Origin of the sequence: Pulveribacter sp. (assembly GCF_032079985.1) — a bacterium.
Lineage (GTDB): Bacteria > Pseudomonadota > Gammaproteobacteria > Burkholderiales > Burkholderiaceae_C > Melaminivora.
Genome location: NZ_DAMATK010000001.1, coordinates 311,959 through 336,798 on the forward strand (window position 1 = coordinate 311,959; position 24,840 = coordinate 336,798).

Sequence of the window (24,840 nt, forward strand, 5' to 3'; positions counted from 1 at the left end):
ATTTTTGATAGCTGCGGGCGCTTTGCTTGAAAGCGCCGCAGCCCTTTTTCACCAAACTTTCGTCCGTGCGTCAGGGCCGGCGCAGGTGGCGTGCCGCCATCAGCCCGGTGAGCGCGGCCAGCAGGGCCAGGCTCCACTCGGCCAGCGTGGGCACCGGCTGCACGCCGCCGGCCGCGGCGGCGACACTCAGCGTGTGCGTGGCGCTGGAGGGCAGGTAACGCCGCGCCACGTCGCCGGCGTAGAGGGCGGTGAGCGTGTGCTGGCCGGCGGCGGGAAAGCGCAGGGTGCACTGGCCCGTGCCGGCGGCGTCGAGCTGCGCCGTGCACGAGGCGCCGCCGCCGCTGATGGCCACGCTGGCGCTGGCCAGCGGCGTGTCGCCGACTTCCACGGCCACGCGCGCGACCACGTCTTCGCCCACCCGCGGCGCAGCCGGCAGCACGCTCAGAAAGCGCGTGGCGGTGTCCTCGGCCAGGGCGAAGCTCAGCTCCACGGTGCAGGCAGCGGTGACGGCCGCCGTGGTCACGGCGTTGCCCGAGAACGTGGCGCCGCAGCCATTGGCGTCAATCAGCATGTAGCTGCGCTGCGGCGCGGCGGTGATGCTGGCGCGCGCGCCAGTGGCGACGGTCTGCGTGGCCGGCGCGGCGGTGCCGCCCGTGCCGTTGACCACGGCCGTCACCAGCCAGCCCTGGCCGCCCGCCTTTTGCGCCGAGCACTGCGCCGTGGCGCCCCCGCCGGTGCCGGCGCACGACCAGCTCCACGGCCCCGAGCCCGACAGCACGCCGGGCGTGCCGGCGCGGCACAGGTTGCTGGGCGGCGTGCTCAGGACCTGTCCGTCGTCGCTGCCGCACAGGCCGTCCTGCGGCCCCGCAGCGTCCTTGACGAACACGGGGTCGATCGCGCAGTTGGCCGTCAACGGGCCGGCGGTGAAGACGTTGCCGCTGAGCGTGCCCGGGCAGGTGCGGCTGAAGGTGGTGAACAGGTGGTAGCCGGGCGCGGGCGTCAGCGTGAACTGCACCGTGGCCCCGGCGGGCAGGATCTGCACGGTGCCGGGCGAAACGGTGCCGGTGCTGCCGTCGGTGATGGGGTCGCCCGTGCGCGCATCGCGCACCGTGGGCGTCACGTCCCAGCTGCCGGTGCAGCCATCGGCCCAGGGGCCGTTGCCGGTGACGGCGTTGTCCCAGGCCTGGTTGATGGCGGGGTCGGGGCTGTTGCGCAGGGGGTTCTTGCACATCACCGCCGACAGGGTGCTGTTCGGCGGCATGGGCGGCGAGCCGACCAGCTGGTTGTTCTGGATGTGCAAAAAGCGCAGCTTGGCCAGGCCGTCCAGCGACGGGATCTGTCCGGTCAGCTGGTTGTCGTGCACATAGAAATTCTCGAGATTGGCCAGGCCGGTCAGCGCCGGAAGGGGCCCCCTCAACTGGTTGTATTCGACGTGAAAGCTGCGCAGCCGGGCCAGGCCGGTGAGCGGCGGGATCGCGCCGCCCAGCTGGTTGCTGGAGACGATGAAGCTGTCCAGATTCGCCAGGCCGGCGAGTGCCGTGATCGAGGTGAGCCGGTTGTTGGTGGCGGTGAAGAGCCTGAGTGCGGCCAGAGCGCTCAGGTCGGGAATGGCGCCAGTCAGCTGGTTGGTGTTGGCATTGAACTCCTCCAGCGCCGCAGCGCCCGCCATGGGGCCGATCTGCCCGTCGAGCCGGTTGCCGCTGACGTTGAACACGCGCAGCTTGGCCAAGCCGGTCAGCGCGGGCGTTCCGCCCGTCAGCTCCCCGCCCTGGACCTCGAAGGTCTCGAGCTTGCCCAAGCCCGCCAGCGAAGGAATGGGGCCGCTGAACGTGTTGCTGCCCAGGTCGAGGCTCACGAGTTCCGTCATCGCGGCCAGCGGGGGAATGGGGCCGCTCAGCTCGTTTTGCCGCAGGTTGAGCGCCGTGAGCGCGGTCAGGTTGCCCAGCGAGGCCGGCACGCTGCCCTTGAGGCTGTTGAAGTTCAGCTTCAGCGCGGTCACGTGCGATTGCGCCGCGTCGCAGGTCACGCCCGCCCAGGTGCACTCGGTGCCGACAGCGCCCATCCAGTTGGCGTTGTTGCGCCAGTGGGCGCCGTCGGCGCTGCTGTAGAGGTCTGTCAGCGCGGCCCTCTCGGTGGGGGGAATAGCGGCCCACGCGGCGCTGCTGCCCAGCGCGGCGGCAAGCGCCAGGGCCAGCGCGCCGGCGTGCCAGCGCCGCGGGTGGGGCACCGGCGCGGCGGTTGCGGGAAAGGTCATGGATGTGTCCTCGTGGCTCTCGGTTTGCGGGTTACGGGTGCGCGCGGTGCGGCCCTGTGCTGCCTGCCAGTTGCAGGTAGGCGGCGGACGTCTCCAGGACGCGCCGGGCCGCTTCGGCCCATGCGATCGGGTTCATGCGAGCGTTTCCTTCAGCGAAAAAAACGGCCCTTGCTGGGCCTGGGCCGATTCTTGAAAAGGGCGCCGTGCCTGCCTATCGGCCACCTGACCGATGGCCGCGCGTTTTGCCGCGCGCTGCGCCCTGGTGGTATCCCGAAGGGGAATGGCAGCCGGGCGCCGCACCACCAAGAATTCGCGCCTCGCAACAGGAGGACAGGCTTGCACCAGGCATTGACGGATTTGTTGGGCGCGGTCGCCGACGAGGCGCGCTGGGCCGGGGCGCTGCACCGCTACGCCACCAGCCTGGGGGCCGACCAGGTGGGCTGGTTCGTGCTGGCCAGCGGCCCGCAGCAACTCGCGCAGCAGGGCGTGGAATTCGCCGCGCACCCGGACCCCGGCTACTGGCTGCACCTGCCGTCCGCTGCCGGCACCCCAGCGCTGGTGGGCCGCGGCGTGACGGCCGAGGCCACGCTGAGCTACGCCGCCCACTACCGCGAGCAGGACCCCCTGTGGGACGCTGCCATGGAGCGCTACGCGCAGGCGCAGCACGGCGGCGTGTGGACTGTCACGGACGGCGCCATCGCACCTGCGCGGCGGCAGCGCCACGCGGCCTTCTACAGCGACTTCCTGCGCCCGCACGGCATCGGCGCGCGCATGTTCGGCGGCAGCCGCGGCGCCGCACGCCACCCCGTGGGCAACCTGTTCGCTTCCGTGTACCGCCTGCGCGGAGGCGAAGACTTTTCAGCCGGGCAGGTGCAGCGCTTCCAGGCCGAATTCGGCGCGCTGCAGCACGCCGCCTTCCTGCACCGCGAGGCGCTGGCACTGCGCACGCGCACGCAGGGGCTGGAGGCGCTGATGGAGCGCCTGTCCATGGGCATGCTGTTCTTCGATACCGCCGGGCGGCTGCTGCACGCCAACGCACGCGCGCGGACACTGGCCGCGCAACGCGAGCACGCCGGCCTGCGCAAGCTGCTGGCGGGCCCGCGCCAGGCCGATGCGCCCCTGCGCGCGCTGTTCACGCAGTCGCTGCGCGGCAGCAGCGGCTGCGCCGAACTGCCCGGTGGCCTGGTGCTGGTCAGCCTGGCAGCGGGCGACATGGCCTCGCTGGGCCTGCACCACGGCGCACCGGGCGTCGCCTGGATGCTGCTGGAGCGCTCGCTCGATGCGGCGGCCGCCGTCGCGCTGGCGCGCCAGGCCTACCACCTGAGCCCGGCCGAGGCGGCGCTGCTCTTGGCGCTGCTGCGCGGCCAGACGCCGCAGGACTTCGCGGACGCGCGCGGCGTGCGCATCCGCACCGTGCGCACGCAGATGAGCACGCTGCTGCTCAAGACGCGCACGCAGCGCCAGCAGGAGCTGGTGGCGCTCGTGGCGCGGCTGATGCTGCTGGCGCCCGGCGAGGCGCATGAGCGCGTGGCCTGATCGTGCTCAGCGGCGCAGCCGCTGCGCCAGGTCTTCCCAGTCAGCCGCACCGGTGGCTGCGAAGACGACGCGCAGGTGCTTTTTCAGCGCCGCCTCGCTCACGCCGGCCAGCCGGTGGCAGTCGGCGCGCGCATGGCCCAGGCCGGCCAGCACGGCAATGTCGCCCTGCAGCGGTGACAGCGGCAGCGCCAGCACCCGGCGTACGACCTCCACGCCCAGCGGGCGCTGCAATTGCAGCGTGAGCAAATGCTGCGCCGGCCCGCCGGCCAGGGCGTGCAGCGCCAGCCGGCTGACCGCCAGCCAGCCGCCCGGCACCGCGCTGCGCGCCGCATCGCCGGCATGGGCCACGCCCAGGCGCTGCGGCAGGTCGGGCGGCAGCGCCAGCGCGGCTGCGGCACGCAGGCCCAGGCCCGCCAGGTTGGACTGGCGCAGCAGCTGCGTGGCCGTCTCGTCGGCGTAGAGGGGGCGCTGGCCCGCGGCGTCCAGCACCACGTGGCCCAGCGGGCCGCCGTGCCCGCCGGCCTGGCTGCAGTCGTGTCCGATGGGTTGCGCAAACGCGCGCGCCAGCCAGCCGGCCGCGCGCTCGAGCAGCGCCGCGTCGTCCGCCGTGAAGCCCGCGCCCGAGGCGCGAAACAGCATCGCGATGGCACGCGCGCGCCCGCCCGCCTCCACGCGCAGGTCCAGCGTGTGCTGGTGGCCGCTGGCGCGCACCAGCAGGTTGTAGGAGTTGGAGCGGAAGTACTGCGCGCCCGGCGCCATCAGCCGGCCGATGCGCGGGCCGTCGATGCGTGCCAGGGTGTGTACGTTGATCTCGTCCGGGCCGGCGAACAGGCGCTCGAATTCGTTCAGGAACAGGTCCTGCACCTCGGCCGGCGAATCCTCGTGGAAGAAGCCCTCGGGTCGGCCCTGCGCATCGAGCCAGAACAGCGCCGCCGCGTCGGCGCCCACCAGAGCGCGCAGGGCGGCGCAGACCTCGGGTGCGATGGGCGCCAGGCCCAGCCCCAGGCCGCACAGCAGCCCCAGGGCGCGCCACTGCCGCTGGTGCGCGGCGGCGGCGATGGAGGCGGCGGACGTGGGCATGGGCGGCGCGGCAAATGCGCGGCCATTATGAAACCGCCGCCCTACACTGCGCGCCCATGACGACGATGCCCCCGATCCCCGCCATGCTGCTGGCCGCCGGCCGCGGCGAGCGCATGCGCCCGCTGACCGACACCACGCCCAAGCCGCTGCTGGCCGTGCGCGGCCGGCCGCTGCTGGAGTGGCACCTGCGCGCCCTGGCCGCGGCCGGCGTGCGGCACGCGGCCATCAACACGGCCTGGCTGGGCGAGCAGGTCAGCCAGCGGTTCTCAAGCGTTTTCGGCCTCCAGGCCGCACCGGACAAGCGCGGGCAGCTATCCATTTCATACTCGCACGAGGGCCGCGACTTCGGCCACGCGCTGGAGACGGCCGGCGGCATCGCCCGCGCGCTGCCGCTGCTGGGCGCGCCGGTGTTCTGGCTGGCCGCGGGCGACGTGTATGCGCCGGACTTCGCCTTCGACGCCGCCAGTGCCCGGCGCTTTGCCGCCAGCGGCGCGCTGGCCCACCTGTGGCTGGTGCCCAACCCGGCGCACCACCCGCGCGGCGATTTCGGCCTGTCGCCCGAGGGCCTGGCTTTGAGCCTGCCCGAGGCCAGCGCCGCGCCGCGCCACACCTACAGCACCCTGGCCCTGCTGCGCGCCGAGCTGTTCGCGCCGCCGTGGTGCGACATCCCGCCCGGCAACCCGCAGGGCGTGGCCGCACCGCTGGCGCCGCTGCTGCGCCGCGCCATGGACGCCGGCCGCGTGACGGCCGAGCTGTACCAGGGGTTGTGGGTGGACGTCGGCACCCCCGAGCGGCTGGCGCAGCTCAACACCTGAGAGGCCGACTGCCAGCGCCGGTGGCCGAAAGCGGGCAGACTGCTGCCCTTTTTTGGCACCAGCGGCGCGGGCCGGGGCCTTCGGGGAGTGCGATCAATTGGGAGCGGTGGACTACGCGCAGATGGCGCTGCTGGCGGCGGTGGCGTCGTTCTGCCAGAACCTGACGGGCTTTGCCTTTGCCCTGATCTTCGTGGGCGCGGCCGGCGCGCTGTCGCTGATGCCCATCGCGGACGCGGCCAACATCGCCAGCATCCTGTCGGCCGTCAACGGCCTGGCCTACCTGCGTAGCCATCGCCTGGCGCCGCGCTGGGACCTGCTCAAGCCCACGCTGATCAGCGGCGTGGCGGGCGTGGGCATCGGCCTGGCGTTGCTGGCCTGGCTGAGCGGCAACACGCTGCACGGCCTGCGCGTGGTGCTGGGCGTGTCCATCATCGCCTGCGCGGTGCTGCTGCTGGCGCGCTCGCAGCCGCGCCGGACGCCGTCGGGCACGGGCGTGCTGTGGGGCGTGGGGCTGGTCTCGGGCGTGCTGGGCGGGCTGTTCTCCACCGCCGGCCCGCCCATCGTCTACCACCTGTACCGCCAGCCGCTGCCGCCCATGGTGGTGCGCCAGTGCCTGGTGATTTTGTTCACGGTGCTGGCGCTGGTACGGCTGGCCTCCGTGGGCTTGGCGGGCGCGCTGCAGTGGAGCGTCGTGGGCGCCAGCGCGCTGGCGCTGCCGGTGGTCGTCGGCGTGACCTGGCTGCAGGCGCGCCACCCGCCGCGCCTGCCGGTACCGCTGGTGCGCTGGATCGTCTGCACGCTGCTGCTGATGGCCGGCGCCAGCCTGCTGGCCGCGGCCCTTTGAGCGGCCCGCCAGGCGCTACGATGGCTGCCATGACCACCATCTACGCAAAGCGGCGTGCGCGCCTGGCGGCCCAACTGGGCGCGGGCGGCATCGCCATCGTGCCCACGGCACCCGAACGGCAGCGCAACCGGGACAGCGACTATCTGTACCGGCACGACAGCTACTTCTACTACCTCACCGGCTTCACCGAGCCCGGCGCCTGCCTGGTGCTGACGGCCGAGGGGCACAGCACGCTCTTTTGCCAGCCCAAGGACCTGGAGCGCGAGATCTGGGACGGCTACCGCCTGGGGCCCGAGGCGGCCGTCGCCACGCTGGGCGTGCAGGCGGCGCTGCCGGCCGGCCAGCTGGCCACCGAGCTGCCGCGACTGCTGGAAAACCGCCAGCGCGTGTGGTACCCCTTTGCCACGCACGAGGGCCTGGCCGCGCGCGTCGATGGCTGGCTGAGCGCGGTGCGCGCCCGCGTGCGCTACGGCGTGCTGTGCCCGGCCGAGCAGGCCGACGTGTGCCTGCTGCTGGACGAGATGCGCCTGATCAAGGACGCGCACGAGCAGGACGTGATGCGCCGCGCCGCCGCCATCAGCGCCCGCGCCCACGTGCGCGCCATGCAGCGCAGCAGCCGCATGCTGCGCGCCGGCCAGGACGTGCGCGAATACCACCTGGACGCCGAGCTGCTGGCCGCCTTCCGCGAGGAGGGTTCGCAGTACCCGGCCTACGGCTCCATCGTCGCCGCCGGGCCCAACGCCTGCGTGCTGCACTACCGCGCCGACGCCGCGCCCGTGCGGGACGGCGAGCTGGTGCTGATCGACGCCGGCTGCGAACTCGATGGCTACGCCAGCGACATCACCCGCACCTTTCCGGCCAATGGCACGTTCACTGGGCCGCAGCGCGCGCTGTACGACCTGGTGCTGGCCAGCCAGGACGCCGCCGTGGCGGCCACCCGGGCCGGCGCCCGCTTCACCGATCCGCACGACGCCACCGTGGCCGTGCTGGCGCAGGGCATGCTGGACTTGGGCCTGCTGGACAAGAACCAGGTCGGCAGCGCACAGGACGCGATCGACAGCCGCGCCTACTTCCAGTTCTACATGCACCGCACCGGCCACTGGCTGGGCATGGATGTGCACGACTGCGGCAGCTACGTGGAGCCGGGCGAGGTGGGCCAGGCCAGCCAGCGGCGAGACCCGCTGTCGGGCGAGCTGATCACCGACCGCCCCAGCCGCATCCTGCGCCCGGGCATGGTGCTGACCATCGAACCGGGCATCTACGTGCGCCCGGCGCCCGGCGTGCCCGAGCAGTTCCACCACATCGGCATCCGCATCGAGGACGACGCCATCGTCACCGAGGGCGGCTGCGAGCTGATCACGCGCGGTGTGCCGGTGCAGGCGGATGAGATCGAGGCGCTGATGCGCGCGTGAGGCGCGAATGCGCGGCGTACCCGCCATGTAACCGGGTCTGTGCAAGAATCGAAACTCGATTACATCGTCAGGAGTTCCATTCCATGCGAGTGCGCCGCGCCACCAAGATCGTCGCCACCCTCGGGCCCGCGTCCAGCGACCCGCAACTGCTCGAACGCATGATCGCCGAGGGCGTGAACGTGGTGCGCCTGAATTTCAGCCACGGCAAGGCGCAGGACCACGTGGAGCGCGCCGCCATGGTGCGCGAGGCGGCGCAGCGCGCCGGGCGCGAGGTGGCCATCATGGCCGACCTGCAGGGGCCGAAGATCCGCGTGGGCAAGTTCGCCGAGGGCCGGGTCATGCTGGAGCCGGACCAGCCCTTCGTGCTGGATGCTTCGCGCACCGAGCCCGGGGACGCCGCCGGCGTGGGCCTGGACTACAAGGAGCTGCCGCGCGACGTGCGCGCCGGCGACGTGCTGCTGCTCAACGACGGCCTGATCGTGCTCACGGTGAACGCCGTGCGCGGCGAGGCGGTGCACACCACGGTGACGGTGGGCGGCGAGCTGTCCAGCAACAAGGGCATCAACAAGCAGGGCGGGGGCCTGACGGCGCCGGCGCTGACGGCCAAGGACATGGAGGACATCAAGACCGCCATGAGCTTCCAGGCCGATTACGTGGCCGTGAGCTTCCCCAAGAACGCCACCGACATGGAGATGGCGCGCCAGCTGTGCAACGTGGCGGCCGCCGAGTACCGCCACAGGCCGGGCCTGATCGCCAAGATGGAGCGCGCCGAGGCTGTCCCGCTGCTCGAAGAAATCCTGCGCGTGTCCGACGGCATCATGGTGGCGCGCGGCGACCTGGCCGTGGAGGTGGGCAACGCTGCCGTGCCGGCGCTGCAAAAGAAGATGATCCGCATGGCGCGCGACATGGACAAGATCGTCATCACCGCCACGCAGATGATGGAGAGCATGATCACCAACCCCGTGCCCACCCGCGCGGAGGTCAGCGACGTGGCCAACGCCGTGCTGGACGGCACGGACGCGGTGATGCTCAGCGCCGAGACGGCGGCCGGCCGCTATCCGCTGGAGACGGTGCAGGAGATGGCCAAGATCTGCGCCGCCGCCGAGGCCGCTGAGGACCCGGAGCGCGACGCGGACTTCACCGGCCAGACGCTGGGTCGCATCGACCAGTCCATCGCCATGGGCGCGCTGTTCACGGCCCACCACCTGGGCGCCAAGGCCATCGTGGCCATGACCGAGAGCGGCTCCACGGCACTGTGGATGAGCCGCCACCGCATCCACATTCCCATCTACGCGCTGACGCCCAAGGTGGCTACGCAGCGCAAGATGGCGCTGTACCGCAACGTGCGCCCGCTGCTGATGGACACCAGCGCCGACCGCGACACGGCCCTGGAGCAGGCCGAGGGCCACCTGAAGACGCGCGGCATCGTGCAGCAGGGCGACCTGTACGCCATCACCTGCGGCGAGCCCATGGGTGCGCCGGGTGGCACCAACATGCTCAAGATCTGCCGGGCGCAGTGAGCGCCGCGGCCGCCGGCCAGGGGCTGCCGCGCCGGCACGGGGCAATACCAGCAGGGAGCGCCGGCACAAGGGGGCTTGGGTAGAATTCCGGGGTTACGAAGCGGTTACAACCGCGTCTCATCCATAACCTTCGAACGGATCCGACCCATGCCTCTCGTCTCGATGCGCGAACTGCTCGACCATGCCGCCGACAACGGCTACGGCATCCCCGCCTTCAACGTCAACAACCTGGAGCAGGTGCAGGCCGTGATGGCTGCCGCCGACGAGGTGGGGGCGCCCGTGATCCTGCAGGCCAGCGCCGGTGCGCGCAAGTACGCGGGCGAGAGCTTCATCAAGCACCTGATCCAGGCAGCCGTTGAGGCCTATCCGCACATTCCGCTGGTCATGCACCAGGACCACGGCACCTCGCCCGCCGTCTGCCAGGGCGCCATCGCGCTGGGCTTCGGCTCGGTGATGATGGACGGCTCCCTGCTGGAGGACGGCAAGACCCCCTCGTCCTTCGACTACAACGTCGAGGTCACGCGCAAGGTGGTGGAGATGGCGCACAAGGTGGGCGTCACGGTCGAGGGCGAGCTGGGCTGCCTGGGCAGCCTGGAGACCGGCGAGGCCGGCGAGGAAGACGGCATCGGCGCCGTGGGCAAGCTCAGCCACGACCAGCTGCTGACCGACCCCGAGGAAGCCGCGCAGTTCGTCAAGGCCACCCAGCTGGACGCCCTGGCGATCGCCATCGGCACCAGCCACGGCGCCTACAAGTTCTCGCGCCCGCCCACGGGCGACGTGCTGTCCATCCAGCGTGTCAAGGAGATCCACGCTCGCATCCCCAACACGCACCTGGTCATGCACGGCTCGTCCAGCGTGCCGCAGGAGCTGCTGGCGCTGATCAACCAGTACGGCGGCAAGATGAAGGAAACCTACGGCGTGCCCGTCAAGGAAATCCAGGAAGCCATCAAGCACGGCGTGCGCAAGATCAACATCGACACCGACATCCGCCTGGCCATGACCGGCGCGGTGCGCAAGTTCCAGGCCGAGAACCCGGACAAGTTCGACATGCGCGAGTGGATGAAGCCCGCCCGCGAGGCCGCCAAGGCAGTGTGCAAGGCGCGCTACCTGGAGTTTGGCTGCGAAGGTCAGGGCGGCAAGATCAAGGGCCACACGCTGGCGCAGATGGCCACGCGCTATGCGGGTGGCGAGCTCAAGCAGGTCGTCAACTGACGCCGGCCGTCCTGTACGGAACGATGCAACCTGCTGCCCTCGGGGAGCAGGTTTTTTTTCGCCCTCCATCTCTGCCCTGGCGCAAGTCGGGGCTGCCCGCGGCTGCTGTTTTTTGGCACGACCGTGCTAAAACCGCCAATTTCTTCATGTAAGCTTGCGGTAAGTAGAAATACGCAACAGGACGTTTCCTGTGCACTAAAGGAAGACAACCATGCTGATTGGCGTGCCTGCGGAGACTCTTACTGGCGAAACGCGCGTGGCCGCGACGCCGGAGACCGTCAAGAAACTCAAGGCCCAGGGGCACACCATCCGCGTCCAGGCCGGCGCGGGCACCGCCGCCAGCATCACCGACGAAGGCTTTGCCGCGGCGGGCGCCGAGATCGTCGACACCGCCGCGGCCTGGGGCTGCGACCTGCTGCTGAAGGTGCGTGCGCCCTCGGAGGCAGAAAGCCCGCTGCTGCGTCCCGGCAGCACCGTGGTGGGCATGCTCAACCCCTTCGATGCCGAGGGCCTGCAGCGCCTGGCGGCGGCCGGCGTCACGGCCTATGCGCTGGAGGCTGCGCCGCGCACCACCCGGGCGCAGAGCATGGACGTGCTGTCGTCCCAGGCCAACGTGGCCGGCTACAAGGCGGTGATGATTGCCGCCGACCGCTACCAGCGCTTTTTCCCCATGCTGATGACGGCCGCTGGCACGGTGAAGGCGGCGCGGGTGGTCATCCTGGGCGTGGGCGTGGCCGGTCTGCAGGCGATCGCCACGGCCAAGCGCCTGGGTGCGGTGATCGAAGCATCTGACGTGCGCCCCAGCGTCAAGGAACAGGTGGAGTCGCTGGGCGCCAAGTTCATCGACGTGCCCTACGAGACGGCCGAGGAAAAAGAGGCCGCCGAGGGCGTGGGCGGCTACGCCCGGCCCATGCCGCAAAGCTGGCTGGACCGGCAAAAGCTCGAGGTGGCCAAGCGCGTGGCGCAGGCGGACGTGGTCATCACCACGGCGCTGATCCCCGGCCGCGCCGCGCCGGTGCTGGTCACGCCCGAGATGGTCGAGGCCATGAAGCCCGGCTCGGTCATCGTCGACCTGGCCGCCGCCCAGGGCGGCAACTGCCCGCTGACCCAGGCCGGGCGCACCGTGGTGCACCACGGCGTGACGCTGGTGGGCGAGACCAACCTGCCGGCGCTGGTGGCGGCCGACGCCTCGGCCCTGTACGCACGCAACGTGCTGGACTTCCTGAAACTGGTCATCGACAAGGACGGCGCACTGCACATCGACCGCGAGGACGACATCGTCGTTGCCTGCCTGGTCGCGCATGAAGGCAAGATCGCGCGTACCTGAACATTTCACGGGAATGCCGTCTTGAACTTCTTGCCTTTCTTCTCCCGCCGCTTCTGTCGCCCCGCCCTGGCGGCGGCCGCCCTGTCGGCGCTGCTGGCCGGCTGCGCCCCGATGCAGCCCGACCTGGTGCGCGTCGGCCGCGCCCAGCTGGAGCTGCCGCCCGGTCAGTGGACGGCGCTGGCCGGCGACAGCACGGTCTTCGACGTGCTGCCCGACGACGTCTCGCACGACCTGCCCATGGATTCGCGCCTGCTGGTCCTGCGCAGCAGCAGCGGCGAGCTGCTCGCCAGCGTGCTGGTGCAGACCAACGCCACCAACCACCCGCGCGACACCACGCTGTGGACCTGGAGCTGCCCTGCGCAAAAGGGTGTGCAGGTGGAAGACGCCACCCAAGGCAGCAGCGTGCGCATCGACTGCCTGCGCTACCGTCGCCGCGCCGACCTGGACGGCTACCTGGAGGCCAGCCGCCCGCAGCTGGCCCGCACCCTGGCGGCGCATCAGGCACTGCCGGCGCAGCCGCATTCGCACATCGCCTACCGCTATTCCACGCCCGAGGGCGGCTTCATCGCGGTGGACGTGCTGGCCGACCAGCGCCTGCTGCGTCCGCCCACGCACAACAACATGGAGTTTTTGCGCGCCGGACGGCCGGTGCAGGAATGGATGCAGCAACTGCGCGAGGCCGCGCGCGTGAGCCCGGCCATGATGGACGGACGCTTCGTGCTGCCGCCCTTCCCGCAGCCGCTGCCGCAGTAGATGCAGGCGCAGGGCGTGGCCCGGCCAACCGAGTTTTTCTTTCCCAGGAGCCTCCCATGGAGTCGGTCTCGCCCACCCTGATCAACCTGATCATCTTCGTGCTCGCCATCTACGTGGGCTACCACGTGGTCTGGAACGTCACGCCCGCGCTGCACACACCGCTGATGGCCGTGACCAACGCCATCTCGGCCATCGTCATCGTCGGCGCCATGCTGGCCGCCGCGCTGACCGAGGGCGGCTTGGCCAAGACCATGGGCGTGCTGGCCGTGGCGCTGGCCGCGGTGAACGTCTTCGGCGGCTTCCTGGTGACGCGCCGCATGCTCGAGATGTTCAAGAAAAAAGAGCGTAAAACGCCCGCCAGTACTGCGCAGGCAGCTAGCAAATAAGGAGCAGACGGCATGAGCATGAACCTCGTCACGCTGCTGTACCTGGTGGCCAGCGTCTGCTTCATCCAGGCGCTCAAGGGACTGTCGCATCCCACCACGTCGATCCGCGGCAACGTCTTCGGCATGGCCGGCATGGCCATCGCCGTGCTGACCACGGCGGCGCTGGTCGTGGGCCTGGCCGGCTCGGCCCTGGGCCTGTCCTGGGTGCTGCTGGGCCTGGTGGTAGGCGGCGGCGCCGGCGCCGTCATGGCCCAGCGGGTGGAGATGACGAAGATGCCCGAGCTGGTGGCCTTCATGCACAGCATGATCGGCCTGGCCGCCGTCTTCATCGCCGTGGCAGCCGTGGCCGAGCCCTGGGCCTTCGGCATCACCGCCGCGCCGGTGGCGGCCGCTGCCGCCGTGCCCACGCCCGCGGGCACGCTGCTGGTGGGCGGCGCGCTGCGCGCGCCCATCCCTTACGGCAACCGGCTGGAGCTGTTCCTGGGTGCGGCCATCGGCGCCATCACCTTCAGCGGCTCGGTGATCGCCTTCGGCAAACTCTCGGGCAAGTACAAGTTCCGCCTGTTCCAGGGCGCGCCGGTGGTCTTCCGTGGCCAGCACCTGCTGAACCTGGTGCTGGGCCTGGCCACCGTAGGCCTGGGGCTGGCCTTCATGGCCACCGAGCGCTGGGACGCCTTCTTCGCCATGCTGGTGCTGTCCTTCGTGCTGGGTGTGCTGATCATCATCCCCATCGGTGGGGCCGACATGCCGGTGGTGGTGTCCATGCTCAACAGCTATTCGGGCTGGGCGGCGGCGGGCATCGGCTTCAGCCTGAACAACAGCATGCTGATCATCGCCGGCTCGCTGGTGGGCAGCTCGGGCGCCATCCTGTCCTACATCATGTGCAAGGCCATGAACCGCTCGTTCTTCAACGTGATTCTGGGCGGCTTTGGCGGCGACGCGGCCGCAGCCACGGCCGGCGGCGGCGTGCAGCGCACGGCCAAGAGCGGCAGCGCCGACGACGCCGCCTTCCTGCTCAGCCAGGCCGAGACCGTGATCATCGTGCCCGGCTACGGCCTGGCCGTGGCGCGCGCTCAGCACGCCGTGAAGGAGCTGGCGCAAAAACTCACCGAGCACGGCGTCACCGTCAAGTACGCCATCCACCCCGTGGCCGGACGCATGCCGGGCCACATGAACGTGCTGCTGGCCGAGGCCGAGGTGCCGTATGACCAGGTCTTCGAGATGGAAGACATCAACGGCGAGTTCGGGCAGGCCGACGTTGCCATCGTCCTGGGCGCCAACGACGTGGTGAACCCGGCGGCGCTGCAAAAGGGCTCGCCCATCTATGGCATGCCGATTCTGGAGGCCTACAAGGCCAAGACCGTGATCGTCAACAAGCGCTCCATGGCGGCCGGCTATGCCGGGCTGGACAACGAGCTGTTCTACATGGACAAGACCATGATGGTCTTCGGCGACGCGAAGAAGGTGGTCGAGGACATCGGCAAGGCCATCGAGTAGTTTCGGCAGGTACCGCCCGCTGTTTTTTTACGTATAACCCGTTTCATTTGAAAACAGAAGATTCCAGGAGAGACACATGACAGACCGCCCATGGCTGGCTGCCTATCCCGAGGGGGTGCCCGCAGACATCGACCCGACCCAGTACAAGTCGCTGGTGCAATTGATGGAGCAGGCCTTCAAGGACTATGCCGACCGCACCGCCTACAGCTTCATGGGCAAGGACACCACCTATGCCGAAACGGACCAGCTGAGCCGCCAGTTCGCCGCCTACCTGCAGAGCCTGGGGCTGGCGCGCGGCGACCGCGTGGCGCTGATGATGCCCAACGTGCCGCAGTACCCCATCGCCGTGGCGGCGGTGCTGCGCGCCGGCTTTGTGGTGGTGAACGTCAATCCGCTGTACACGCCGCGCGAGCTGGAGCACCAGCTCAAGGACTCAGGCGCGCGGGCCATCGTCATCATCGAGAATTTCGCCGCAACGCTGCAGGCCTGCATCGCCCAGACGCAGGTCAAGCACGTAGTGCTGTGCGCCATGGGTGACCGCCTGGGCCTGCTCAAGGGCGCGCTGGTCAACTACGTGGTGCGCAACGTCAAGAAGCTGGTGCCTCCGTACGAGCTGCCCGGCGCCATGCGCTTCAACGACGCGCTGGCCAAGGGCAGCGGCGCCGCCTTCAACAAGCCCGACCTGACGCCCGACGACATCGCGCTGCTGCAGTACACGGGCGGCACCACCGGCGTGTCCAAGGGCGCCGTGCTGCTGCACCGCAATGTGATCGCCAACGTGCTGCAGTCCGAAGCCTGGAACTCCCCCGCCATGGGCCGCGTGCCCGCCGGCGAGCAGCCTACGGCGGTATGCGCGCTGCCGCTGTACCACATCTTCGCCTTCACGGTGAACATGATGCTGTCCATGCGCACAGGCGGCAAAACCATCCTCATCCCCAACCCGCGCGACCTGGCCGGCACGCTCAAGGAGCTGTCCAAGCACACCTTCCATAGCTTCCCGGCGGTGAACACGCTGTTCAACGGCCTGGCCAACCACCCCGACTTCAACACCGTCAACTGGAAGAACCTGAAGGTGTCGGTGGGCGGGGGCATGGCCGTGCAGGCCGCCGTGGCAAAGCTGTGGCTGGAGAAAACCGGCTGCCCCATCTGCGAGGGCTACGGCCTGTCCGAGACCAGCCCCTCGGCCAGCTGCAACCCGGTCACGGCGCGCGAGTTCTCCGGCACCATCGGCGTGCCCATTCCCAGCACCTACATGCGCATCCTGGACGACGCGGGCCGCGACATCTCCGCCAGCGGCCAGGCCGGCGAGATCGCCATCAAGGGCCCGCAGGTCATGGCCGGCTACTGGCAGCGTCCGGACGAGACGGCCAAGGTCATGACCGAGGACGGCTACTTCCGCACCGGCGACATCGGCACCATGGACGAGCGCGGCTTCTTCAAGGTGGTCGACCGCAAGAAGGACATGGTTCTGGTCAGCGGCTTCAACGTCTATCCCAACGAGGTGGAAGACGTGGTGGCCATGATGCCCGGCGTGCTGGAGTGCGCCGTGGTCGGCGTGCCCGATGAGAAGACCGGCGAGGCCGTGAAGCTGGTCATCGTCAAGAAGAACCCGCAGCTGACCGTGGAGCAGGTCAAGGAGTTCTGCCGCGCCAACCTGACGGGCTACAAGCAGCCGCGCGTGATCGAGTTCCGCGACGAGCTGCCCAAGACGCCCGTGGGCAAGATCCTGCGGCGCGAGCTGCGCGACGCGAAGAAGGCCTGAGCCGTCGCCTGACGCATCGGGGCCGGGAGCAAACACTCCCGGCTTTTTTTCGGCTGGCTCGCCCGGCCTGCGGCCCATCGGTTTGCTGGCAGCATCGGGGGTTCGGCTTTTCACTTCCCCACGCCATGACCATCGCCATCCTGAGCGCCCTGCCCGAAGAGCAGGGCGACCTTGTCCAGGCCCTCGAGGCCCCCGAGCGCGTCGAGCACGCCAGCCGCACCTTCTGGCGTGGGCGCCTGTCCGGCCACGATGTGGTGCTGGCCCTGTGCGGCATCGGCAAGGTGGCGGCCGCCACCACGGCGACCAGTCTGGCCGAGCGCTTCGGCGCGCGGCGCATGGTCTTTACCGGCGTGGCCGGCGGCGTAGGCGAGGGCGTTCAGGTGGGCGACGTGGTGGTCGCTGCGGAGTATGTGCAGCACGACATGGACGCCTCCCCCATCTTCCCGCGCTGGGAGGTGCCGGGCTACGGCGGCCCGCGCATGGACTGCGATGCGCACCTGACTGCTATTCTTATGAGAGCTGCCAGCGCTTACCTGGAGAGGGTTGGGGGCCAATTTGACCAATATCTTCCTGCGCCCCATGCGCCACGCCTGCACCAGGGCCTGATCGCCAGCGGCGACCAGTTTGTCAGCACCGCCGGCGCCTCGCAGCGCCTGCGCGGCGACCTGCTGGCCGCCGGCCACAACGTTCTGGCCGTGGAGATGGAGGGCGCCGCCGTGCTGCAGGTCTGCCGTGACTATGGCCTGCCGTTTGCCGCCGTGCGCACCATCTCCGACCGCGCGGACGACAGCGCCCACGTGGATTTCCCGCGCTTCGTCGAGCAGGTGGCGCGGCGCTATGCGGACGGGGTGGTGCGGGAGCTGCTGGCGCTGCTGTGACAGGCCGGCTGCCGGGCCGCACCCGGCGGGCCGAAAGAAGCTTTTCTCCATCGGCCGGCCGGACGAAATAGGGATAATCTGCCGACGCCGCAATGCAAGCCCCGGCCCTGCCGCGCTTATCCCTCCTGACGCAAATTTCTCCGCCATGTCCCTGATCCGCCTGTCCCGCTCCCTGTCCTTTCTGGCCCTGACCTGCGCGGCGCTGCTGTCGGCCTGCGGCGGGGGAGGCGGAGGCGGGGACGACGAGGGCGCCCCGGTCGGCACCCAGCAATACCCGGCCGGCATCTGGGAGGGCACGGTCGGCACGGGCACGGCGCAGCGCACCATGGTGGGCTTCATCGATGGCGGCGCCGACGGCAAGGGCGGTGAGTTCTACCTGGCGCGCGGCGCGGCCGGCGCGGCCGGCTACGACGGCCTGTACGGCTTGCTGCGCGCCAACCTGACGGCCGTGCAGGCCACGGGGGTCACCTATTTCTCGGTGCAGGACGGCAAGTTCGCCAGCGGCCTCACGCTGCGCGGCACGGCCAGCGCCGACCCGGCCACGGGCAAGACCGTGGCCATCAGCGGCAACTATTCCAGCCCCGCCAACACGGCGGCGGCCACGGGCACGCCGACCCCGTTCAAGCTGAGCTACAGCAAGCTCAACAACTACCCCGCGCGCCCCGGCCTGCTCGCCGGCACGTACCGCGGCTCCGGTGTGTTCGGCGGCCAGTGGGTGCTGACGGTGACCGAGCGCGGCACGCTGTCGGGCCGGGTGGGCGGCTGCAACGTGCAGGGCACGGCCGCGCCGCGCTCGCAGGACTCGGCGGCGTACTCGGTGACCATGAATCTGAGCGGCGACGAGACCTCGTGCGGCTACCGCAGCTCGCAGCAGACCGGTGTAGCGGTGCTGCGCTTCGACGCCAACGACGTGCCCAACGGCATCTGGGTCTTCACGCGCAACTCCATCGGCTCGGACAACACCTTCGTGCTCAACGGCTTGAAGGACCCGGACCAGGGGCCGAAGCTGCCGTTCGGCGGGGCGGTCGTCGGCAACTGGGCCGGCACCCTGACGCTGCCGGCCGGTGTCACGGGCGACCGGTCGGTCTGGGGCGCGGTGCTGCCCGACGGCGGGCTGTTCCTGTACACCAACAGCAGCTTCAACCACAACGCGCTCTACGGCCAGCTGATCGCCTATGACAGCAGCCCGCAGCCCAGCCGTTTCGTCTCGGACCGCGACAGCGTCACCTTCTTCGACCGGCAGCTCAACGGCAGCGGCAGCTATGTCGGCGGGGTGCAGGTCGAGCTGGTGGCCGAGGGCGTGGCCGGCCCCGGCGGCGGGGCCAGCCGGCTCACCGGCAGCTACAGCTACCCCACGCAGCCGGGCGGCTATCCCACGCAGCTTGTCCTGGAGCCGGACGCGCTCTACACGCTGCCCGCCGGCAGCACGGCGAGCATCGGCACGATCGTGGGCAGCTACCGCATGCCCGGCGTGGGCTTTGGCGGCCACACCGTGGACATGGAGGTCGCCGCCGATGGCTCCATCACCGGGGAAACCAGCAACGGCTGCCTGATCGTGGGCAAGCTGGTGGACCTGGGGGACCGGAGCAGGAACCTGTACCGGGTGGAGGCGTTCGGCTACCTGGATGGGCCCATGGTGCCTTCCAACTCCATCGATTGCGAACTGTCGACCGGTCCCTCGCAGTCGGGCGCCGCCTCGGCCCTGTTCAGCGCCAATGGCGCCGTGGCCGGCCTGCGCATCCTCGCGGCGGGCGAAAGCAGCTCGGGCCAGCGGGCCCACACGGTGTTCGTGGGCAACAAGCGCTGAGAAGGCCCGGCGGCGTGCGCGACGCCGCGCACCACCGTTGGGCATGAAAACTGCCTTTGGCGCTTGCTGGGCAAGCGCTGGCAGCTCACTTTTTAGTAGTGCTTACAGGCCTGGCTGACCACAAAAATCCCCCGCATGCGGGGGATTTTTTGCTGGGCGGGCCTGCCGTCAGAACGCGTACGGCGACTTCAGCGGGCTCACCGGCAATGCCTGGCGCCCGGTGTAGGGCTGCAGCGCATAGCGCAGGTACAGCCCGCCCGTGAACTGGCGGTAGTTGCGCGCGTTGTCCAGCGACAGGTGGCTGCCGATGAACAGCTGCGGGTGCAGCTGGTACTCCAGGGCCAGCCCCAGGTTGTAGCCCAGGCCGGTCTTGCTCTGGCCGGGGTAGATGGCGGTGGTGTTGGCGCCGACCTCGCCGAAGGCCTCGGCGTCGCTGGCGGCCTGGGCGGCGGCGCTCTGGCGCGAGCGGCTGGTGGGAAAGTACGGCGCCGCGTCTTCCTTGAAGTACTGCACGCCCAGCGCCCCCTTGATCTGGTAGCTCAGGCGCCCACTGCGCTGCGCCCAGTCAAAGGGCACGCTCATGGCCAGGAACTGCTGCGGGCTGAAGTAGCCGCCATGGCCATAGGTGAAGTAGCGCAGGTTCTTGTCGTAGCTCAGGCCCGTGAAGTTCAGCCCGGCGGTGAACGCCGCGTCGCTGGAGCGGTGCACGCGCCAGTACATGCCACCGCCCAGCTCGGCGCGGTAGTTGGACTGCACGTTGTGGCCCTGCAGGCTGTGCAGCGCGCCGACGGCATAGGCGCCGAAGCTGCCGTCGTCCCAGGTTAGGTCCAGCCGGCCGCCGTTGGCCGACACCGTGCCCCAGCGCTCGCCCGTGCGCGCGTCGCGCGCGCCGGCAAAGGACAGGGCGCTGTCGGTCACCGGGCGGCGCGAGAGCTCGCCCGTCAGGCTGGCTTGCTCGCCCAGCCCCATGCGGTAGCGCACGCCGCCCATGATGTCGTTCTGGCCAAAGCCCAGCGGCAGCGTGCCGACGTCCACCGCAAGGTTGGCCGTTTCGTAGCCGATGCCCAGGCCCAGGCCGTTGCCGTTTTGCGAGCCCGGCGAGCGCAGCGGCATGTCCAGTGCCGTGGCCGGGCCGGCGCCGAAGCGGCTCAGCGTGCCGTAGCTGGTGTCGGGGGTGCCGGAGCTCACGCCCGTGGGCGTGGCGCGCAGGGTCATCGTGCCGTCGCCGGCGCCGAATTTCAGCTCCACCGGCGCCTGCAGATCGGTCAGGCGGCTCATGCCGGCCTCGCCCTGGCGCGCGCGGCCCACCACGCCGACCGACAGCATGGGCGTACGACCTTCCTGCAGCTCGGACAGCTCGTCGAGCGCGGTGCGTGGGCGGGCAGCCTGGGGCACCGTGCCCGGCGCCTGGGGCGCGGCGGCCCACAGCGAGGGCGCGGGCGCCGCTGGCGCGGAGGCGGCATAGGCAGCCTGGGGCGTCACATAGCCGGTAGCGGGCTGGGGCACATACAGGGCACCCGGCGCGGCCGACGGGGCCACGTAGCCGGCGGGCGCGGCAGGCATCTGCACAGCGCTGGCAGGGGCGGCCGGCAATGCGGTGTGTGTCTGCGATGAGGCCGACTTGGCCGCCGTGCGGCCGCCGCTGGGCCGGGGCGGCGTGGCGGCCGCCGGTGCTGCAGGGGCCGCCGCAGCGGCGTAATAGCTGGTAGGCGTAGCCAGAGGCACGGCGGCGGGCGCGGCCATGGGGAAGCGCGCCGCCCCGGCGGGCTGGGGAATATAGGGCTGCGGCCCGGCGGCCAGGGGCTGCGCCGCGGCGTAGCTCAGGGGCGCGCCGGCAGGGGGCACGGCAGTGGGGAAGGGCGTGCGTGCGCCCCAGTTGGCCAGCCCAGCTGTGCGGCGGAAGGGGTTGCCGCCCGGCGCTGCCGCGTTCCAGCCCGAAGTGCCTTGCTGACCCGCGGCCCCCAGCAGCACCGCACGCTGGCGGTTCTCGGCCTCGACGGCGGCCGCGAAGTACTGGCCGGCCTTGGTGGCCTGGCCCCTGGCGCGGTACAGGCGCCCGGCAGCAGTCAGCACTTCGGGGTCCTGCGGGGCCAGTTGCAGCGCGACCTGGATGGCTGATTCCGCATAGGCGTAATCCTTGGTGGCCGTCGCCGCGGCGGCCACCGGCAGCAGCAGCTGGAGGTTGCGCGGGTCCTTTTCCAGCAGGCGGTGGTAGAGCTGCATGGCCTGCGCATGGTCGCCGTGGTCACCGTACATGCGGGCCAGCGCCCCGACCACCTCGGGGTCGTTCGGGCGCTCGGCCAGCAGCGGCGCCAGAGTGTCATAGGCGCTGGCCAGGTCGCCGCTGGCGCGCAGCGCATCGGCCTGGCGCAGGATGTAGCCCACGCGGATGTCCTCGTAGCCGCGCCGCTCCTGCGCGGACATGGGCGTGTCCTGCAGCTGGCGCAAGATGCCGGCCAGCTCCACGTCCTGGTGCGTCTTGAGCAGCGCCGCGGCGTACTGCAGGCGCAGCCCGGTGTCGGGGCGCGGCGTGCGCGCCAGCATCTCGCGCACCATGGCCAGCGCGCGGTTGGGGTCGCCCGCATCGGCATAGGCCAGGGCCACGGTGCCCAGCAGCTCCGGGTCCTGCCCCACGAAGGGCTCGGCCTGGGTCAGCACGGACTGGGCCTGCTGCACGCGGCCCTCGCGGCCCAGCGCGGCGGCGGCATCGGCCTGCACGTGCACCCAGACCCGCTTTTGCAGCGCCGCAATGTCGCGCGTGCGGTTCTTCTCGGGGATGCGCTCCAGCGTGGCCAGCGCACCCTTCCAGTCACGCGCTTCGGATGCGAGTAGCGCGCTGGCGTACAGCGCTTCGGGCATGTGCGGGTTGGACACCAGCAGCCCGTCCATCACGCCGCGCGCCTCGCTGGTGGCGCCCATCTTCAGGTACAGACGCGCCAGGTCCAGCCGCACCCAGGGGTTGCCGGGGTCGTTGAGCAACGCGTCTTCCAGTGCGGTGCGCGCGGCATGGTCGTCGCCGCGTTCGGCGGCGGCTCGGGCCAGGCCCAGGGCCTGCGTAGCGCGCAGGCGGCCCAGGGCGCCCACCTTTTCCTGCTGGCTGGGCGTGAGCTGCTCGACCAGTTTCAGTGCCTCGGCCGCCTTGCCGGTCTGCGACAGCACGCCCACCAGGCCACGGATCGCGTCCGGGTTGTCGGCCTGGCGCGCCAGCACGCGGCGGTAGGCGGCCTCGGCGGCTTCGAGCTGGCCCAGCTCGGCCAGCACGTCGGCCAGGTCGTTCTCGGCGGTGACTTCGCGGGCGTCCAGGCGCACGGCTTGGTCCAGCAGCTGGCGCGCGTTGCCCAAGTCACCGGCGTCGCGCGCGGCGCGGGCCTGCTCGATCAGCGTCCAGTAGGTGGCGCTGTCCAGCGCCTGCTTCCAGCGCGCGGGTGAGCCCTGGCGCGTGGCGCGCTCCAGATAGCTGCGCGCCTGGGCGAACTCTTCCTGGCGCAGGCGCAGTACTCCCATGCCGCCGAGCGCGTCGCCGTCGTTGGGCCGGGTTTCGAGCACGCTGCGAAATTCGGCCTCGGCGGCTTCCAGGTCACCGTCTTCCAGCGCCTTGAAGCCGTCGGTGCTGCGCTGGCGCAGCGGGTCGCGTGCGGCGGCGGCACCGGCACGGGCGGTGCGCTGGCGCGCCTCAATCTCGCGCAACCGGGCCTGCATGGCTTCGTCGCCCGGATACGCGCGCAGGAAGGCCTGGTAGAGCGGAATGTCGGCCGCGCGGCTGCCCGTCCAGGCCAGGGCCTTGCGCCAGCTGTCGGTGGCGGCCTTGCCAACTTCCGGGTGGCCCGCCAGGCGGGCGAGCTGGGAGATGCCCTCGCGCCGCGTGGCTTCGCGGTAGGTGAGGTGCTGGGCCAGGGCCAGGGAGATCTTGGCATCGTCGGGCGATTGGCGTGCCAGCCGCTCCAGGCCGCGGCGGGCCTCATCCCAGCCGCCAGAGGTGCCGCCCAGCGTTTGGTAGTACTCCAGCGCCAGCGGGCCGGTGGGCGCCTGGTTGCCCAGGGCCGCCTGGTAGCTGCCTATCGCTTGCTCGGCCTGGCCGGCGCGGGCCAGGTCGCGCGCCTGCTGCACCTGGGCGCTGTTGCGCTGCACGCCGATATCCTGCTGCAGCCTTTCCACCAGGCGGTGGCCGGGGTGGGCGCGGCGCAGCTGATCCAGCGAGCGCTGGGCCTCGTCCAGGCGCTGCTCCTGCAGCTGTGCGCGGCCCATGCCGTAGAGGGCGTCAGGCTGATTGGGGTCCACGCGCAGGAGTTTTTGCCAGCTGTCGACGGCGCGCTGGGTGTCGCCGCGCGACTGCCAGTACTGGCCCTGCTCGATGAGGGTCTTGGTGGCGGCGTCTTGGGCGTAGGCCGGTGTGGCCAGGCTGCCGAGCGAGGCGATTAGCCCCAGGATCAGGGTGTGGTGGTGGGGGCGCTTTGGTGCGGACATGCCTTTTCCCAGCGTAATTGCAGCCTGCCCGAGGGCAGGAATTGGTAGCGTTGTTCCATCCAGCCCGTGCCGAAGAGGCCGAGGACTTGGTCGTAATACGGTGGCTGCCCGCCGGGCGGCGCCTCCAGCAGCAGCGTGCGCACACGCTCCTGCTGGGCCTTGAGCGCGGCCCCGGCGTCCAGCGTGCGCAGGTAGGGCAGCAGCGCGGCGGAAAAGCCCACGGGCCCCTGGCCCTCGGCTTGGCCGGTGGCGGTCTGCACCTTCTCGGGGGGCACGGCGGCGCTGCGCAGCGCACCGGCCATGCCGTCCAGGCGACGGCGCAGCAGGGGCGCGAGCGGGTCCGAGCGCGGCGTCATGCCGGCCCAGAGGTAGGTGCGGATGGCGTCGTAGCTGCCTACATCGCCCTTCTCGGCGTCGCGCACAAAGGCGCCGCGGGCCGCGCCCTCGGGCACCTCGTAGGCCACCCAGTCGGCGGCGAAGCCCTTGGGTGTGGTGCCCTCCAGGACGCGCTGGAAGCTGGCCCCGACGGCCTTCCAGGGGCCCGGGGTGTCCAGCCGCTCGAAAGCACGCAGCAGAGGTACGGGCAGGTAGCTGGGGTTGAGCCGCCAGGTGCGGCTGCCCGAGCCGCTCAGCGCAAAGCCCTTGGAGGCCGGCAGCAACGTAGGGCCCAGACCGGGCACGTCGGCCACTTCCAGGGCGGCGACCTGCGCCAGCAGCGTGCGCGCCTGGGCGGTGTAGCGCGGCTCGCGCCACACGCGGCCGGCCTCGGCCAGCGCGTAGGTAAACCAGAGGTTGGCGTCGGAGGCGGGGTTGGGGTCCAGCACGCCCCAGCTGCCGTCCGGCTGGCGACCCCATTGCCAGGCGGGCAGGCGCGCGCCGATGTCGCCGCCGGCCAGATTGGCGACGCTCCAGGCCCAGAGCTTGTCGAAGCGCGCACGGTCGCGCGCCACGAGGGCGAAAAACATGGCGTAGGACTGGCCCTCGGACGTGGAGTGCTGCTGGGCCGTGGCGTAGTCGATGACCCGCCCGTCGGCCTGCACGAAGCGCTGCACGAACTGGTCCCACAGCGGCCAGGCGGCGGCGGGGCAGGCGCTCTGCGCCAGCGCGGGCGGTAGCAGCGCGCCCCACAGACACAGCGCGAACAGCACTGCACGCGGGCTGCGGGGGCGGTCAATGGGGCGAAGGGCGGTTGGCATGCGTATTTGCTTCCAAAATAGGAGCTTTCAGCGCTTGCTGCACAAGGGTTTCAGTGGAAAAACTATCTGAAAACCTTTAACAGCAAGCGCAAGCTGC

The 24,840-nt window shown here is 70.8% G+C and carries 17 protein-coding genes; 13 read left to right on the top strand and 4 right to left on the bottom strand.

The genetic code is table 11. The features are described 5' to 3' along the window. Positions 1 to 70 precede the first annotated feature (70 nt). On the bottom strand, positions 71 to 2,254 hold the full coding sequence (locus RT282_RS01495; protein ID WP_313311357.1) for an IPTL-CTERM sorting domain-containing protein: 2,184 nt from the start codon (positions 2,252 to 2,254) through the stop codon (positions 71 to 73). A 336-nt stretch (positions 2,255 to 2,590) separates the two neighbouring features. On the opposite strand from RT282_RS01495, the gene RT282_RS01500 reads away from it, so the two are divergent. Further along, the gene (locus tag RT282_RS01500) at positions 2,591 to 3,790 is read left to right on the top strand and encodes a helix-turn-helix transcriptional regulator (RefSeq protein ID WP_313311358.1); all 1,200 of its coding nucleotides are present in this window, start codon (positions 2,591 to 2,593) and stop codon (positions 3,788 to 3,790) included. A gap of 6 nt (positions 3,791 to 3,796) precedes the next feature. On the opposite strand, the gene RT282_RS01505 is transcribed toward RT282_RS01500, so the two are convergent. Next, positions 3,797 to 4,870 carry a hypothetical protein gene (locus RT282_RS01505; protein ID WP_313311360.1) on the bottom strand — a complete coding sequence of 358 codons (1,074 nt, stop codon included), beginning with the start codon at positions 4,868 to 4,870 and terminating at the stop codon, positions 3,797 to 3,799. A 56-nt stretch (positions 4,871 to 4,926) separates the two neighbouring features. On the opposite strand from RT282_RS01505, the gene RT282_RS01510 reads away from it, so the two are divergent. The 12 genes from RT282_RS01510 to RT282_RS01565 all read left to right on the top strand — a co-directional run bounded on the left by RT282_RS01510 (position 4,927) and on the right by RT282_RS01565 (position 19,083). Then, the gene (locus RT282_RS01510; RefSeq protein ID WP_313311362.1) at positions 4,927 to 5,685 is read left to right on the top strand and encodes a nucleotidyltransferase family protein; all 759 of its coding nucleotides are present in this window, start codon (positions 4,927 to 4,929) and stop codon (positions 5,683 to 5,685) included. Between the two features lie 106 nt (positions 5,686 to 5,791). Next, on the top strand, positions 5,792 to 6,529 hold the full coding sequence (locus tag RT282_RS01515) for a sulfite exporter TauE/SafE family protein (protein WP_313311364.1): 738 nt from the start codon (positions 5,792 to 5,794) through the stop codon (positions 6,527 to 6,529). A gap of 29 nt (positions 6,530 to 6,558) precedes the next feature. Then, positions 6,559 to 7,941 carry an aminopeptidase P N-terminal domain-containing protein gene (locus tag RT282_RS01520; protein ID WP_313311365.1) on the top strand — a complete coding sequence of 461 codons (1,383 nt, stop codon included), beginning with the start codon at positions 6,559 to 6,561 and terminating at the stop codon, positions 7,939 to 7,941. Positions 7,942 to 8,024: 83 nt separating this feature from the next. Continuing rightward, a complete protein-coding gene (gene pyk / locus RT282_RS01525) occupies positions 8,025 to 9,461 on the top strand; it encodes a pyruvate kinase (RefSeq protein ID WP_313311367.1) in 1,437 nt (478 codons plus the stop codon). A gap of 147 nt (positions 9,462 to 9,608) precedes the next feature. Continuing rightward, on the top strand, positions 9,609 to 10,673 hold the full coding sequence (fba, locus tag RT282_RS01530; protein ID WP_312756566.1) for a class II fructose-bisphosphate aldolase: 1,065 nt from the start codon (positions 9,609 to 9,611) through the stop codon (positions 10,671 to 10,673). 211 nt (positions 10,674 to 10,884) lie between these two features. After that, positions 10,885 to 12,000 (top strand): Re/Si-specific NAD(P)(+) transhydrogenase subunit alpha, encoded by a 1,116-nt coding sequence (locus RT282_RS01535; protein WP_313311368.1) that lies wholly within the window; start codon positions 10,885 to 10,887, stop codon positions 11,998 to 12,000. A gap of 21 nt (positions 12,001 to 12,021) precedes the next feature. Continuing rightward, a complete protein-coding gene (locus RT282_RS01540) occupies positions 12,022 to 12,753 on the top strand; it encodes a hypothetical protein (protein ID WP_313311369.1) in 732 nt (243 codons plus the stop codon). 56 nt (positions 12,754 to 12,809) lie between these two features. Beyond that, complete coding sequence (locus RT282_RS01545) at positions 12,810 to 13,139, top strand: NAD(P) transhydrogenase subunit alpha (RefSeq protein ID WP_312307228.1); 330 nt, start codon at positions 12,810 to 12,812, stop codon at positions 13,137 to 13,139. Between the two features lie 12 nt (positions 13,140 to 13,151). Next, positions 13,152 to 14,636, top strand: coding sequence for an NAD(P)(+) transhydrogenase (Re/Si-specific) subunit beta (locus RT282_RS01550; RefSeq protein ID WP_313311371.1), 1,485 nt, complete (start codon positions 13,152 to 13,154; stop codon positions 14,634 to 14,636). Between the two features lie 76 nt (positions 14,637 to 14,712). Next, on the top strand, positions 14,713 to 16,398 hold the full coding sequence (locus RT282_RS01555) for a long-chain-fatty-acid--CoA ligase (protein WP_313311372.1): 1,686 nt from the start codon (positions 14,713 to 14,715) through the stop codon (positions 16,396 to 16,398). A gap of 125 nt (positions 16,399 to 16,523) precedes the next feature. Beyond that, on the top strand, positions 16,524 to 17,276 hold the full coding sequence (locus RT282_RS01560; protein WP_313311374.1) for a 5'-methylthioadenosine/adenosylhomocysteine nucleosidase: 753 nt from the start codon (positions 16,524 to 16,526) through the stop codon (positions 17,274 to 17,276). Between the two features lie 145 nt (positions 17,277 to 17,421). Further along, complete coding sequence (locus RT282_RS01565) at positions 17,422 to 19,083, top strand: hypothetical protein (protein WP_313311375.1); 1,662 nt, start codon at positions 17,422 to 17,424, stop codon at positions 19,081 to 19,083. 168 nt (positions 19,084 to 19,251) lie between these two features. Here RT282_RS01565 and RT282_RS01570 read toward each other — a convergent pair whose 3' ends face one another. Both RT282_RS01570 and bcsZ read right to left on the bottom strand, forming a co-directional pair. Further along, a complete protein-coding gene (locus RT282_RS01570) occupies positions 19,252 to 23,547 on the bottom strand; it encodes a cellulose synthase subunit BcsC-related outer membrane protein (RefSeq protein WP_313311377.1) in 4,296 nt (1,431 codons plus the stop codon). Continuing rightward, positions 23,511 to 24,743, bottom strand: a complete 1,233-nt coding sequence (bcsZ, locus tag RT282_RS01575) for a cellulose synthase complex periplasmic endoglucanase BcsZ (protein WP_313311378.1) — start codon at positions 24,741 to 24,743, stop codon at positions 23,511 to 23,513. The genes RT282_RS01570 and bcsZ overlap by 37 nt, the downstream gene beginning before the upstream one ends. Positions 24,744 to 24,840: the final 97 nt, after the last annotated feature.

Coding starts and splice junctions, on each gene's coding strand:
- RT282_RS01495 (WP_313311357.1), bottom strand. CDS start 2,254: ATGACCTTTCCCGCAACCGCCGCGCCGGTGCCCCACCCGCGGCGCTGG.
- RT282_RS01505 (WP_313311360.1), bottom strand. CDS start 4,870: ATGCCCACGTCCGCCGCCTCCATCGCCGCCGCCGCGCACCAGCGGCAG.
- RT282_RS01510 (WP_313311362.1), top strand. CDS start 4,927: ATGACGACGATGCCCCCGATCCCCGCCATGCTGCTGGCCGCCGGCCGC.
- RT282_RS01520 (WP_313311365.1), top strand. CDS start 6,559: ATGACCACCATCTACGCAAAGCGGCGTGCGCGCCTGGCGGCCCAACTG.
- pyk (WP_313311367.1), top strand. CDS start 8,025: ATGCGAGTGCGCCGCGCCACCAAGATCGTCGCCACCCTCGGGCCCGCG.
- fba (WP_312756566.1), top strand. CDS start 9,609: ATGCCTCTCGTCTCGATGCGCGAACTGCTCGACCATGCCGCCGACAAC.
- RT282_RS01535 (WP_313311368.1), top strand. CDS start 10,885: ATGCTGATTGGCGTGCCTGCGGAGACTCTTACTGGCGAAACGCGCGTG.
- RT282_RS01545 (WP_312307228.1), top strand. CDS start 12,810: ATGGAGTCGGTCTCGCCCACCCTGATCAACCTGATCATCTTCGTGCTC.
- RT282_RS01550 (WP_313311371.1), top strand. CDS start 13,152: ATGAGCATGAACCTCGTCACGCTGCTGTACCTGGTGGCCAGCGTCTGC.
- RT282_RS01555 (WP_313311372.1), top strand. CDS start 14,713: ATGACAGACCGCCCATGGCTGGCTGCCTATCCCGAGGGGGTGCCCGCA.
- RT282_RS01560 (WP_313311374.1), top strand. CDS start 16,524: ATGACCATCGCCATCCTGAGCGCCCTGCCCGAAGAGCAGGGCGACCTT.
- RT282_RS01565 (WP_313311375.1), top strand. CDS start 17,422: ATGTCCCTGATCCGCCTGTCCCGCTCCCTGTCCTTTCTGGCCCTGACC.
- RT282_RS01570 (WP_313311377.1), bottom strand. CDS start 23,547: ATGTCCGCACCAAAGCGCCCCCACCACCACACCCTGATCCTGGGGCTA.
- bcsZ (WP_313311378.1), bottom strand. CDS start 24,743: ATGCCAACCGCCCTTCGCCCCATTGACCGCCCCCGCAGCCCGCGTGCA.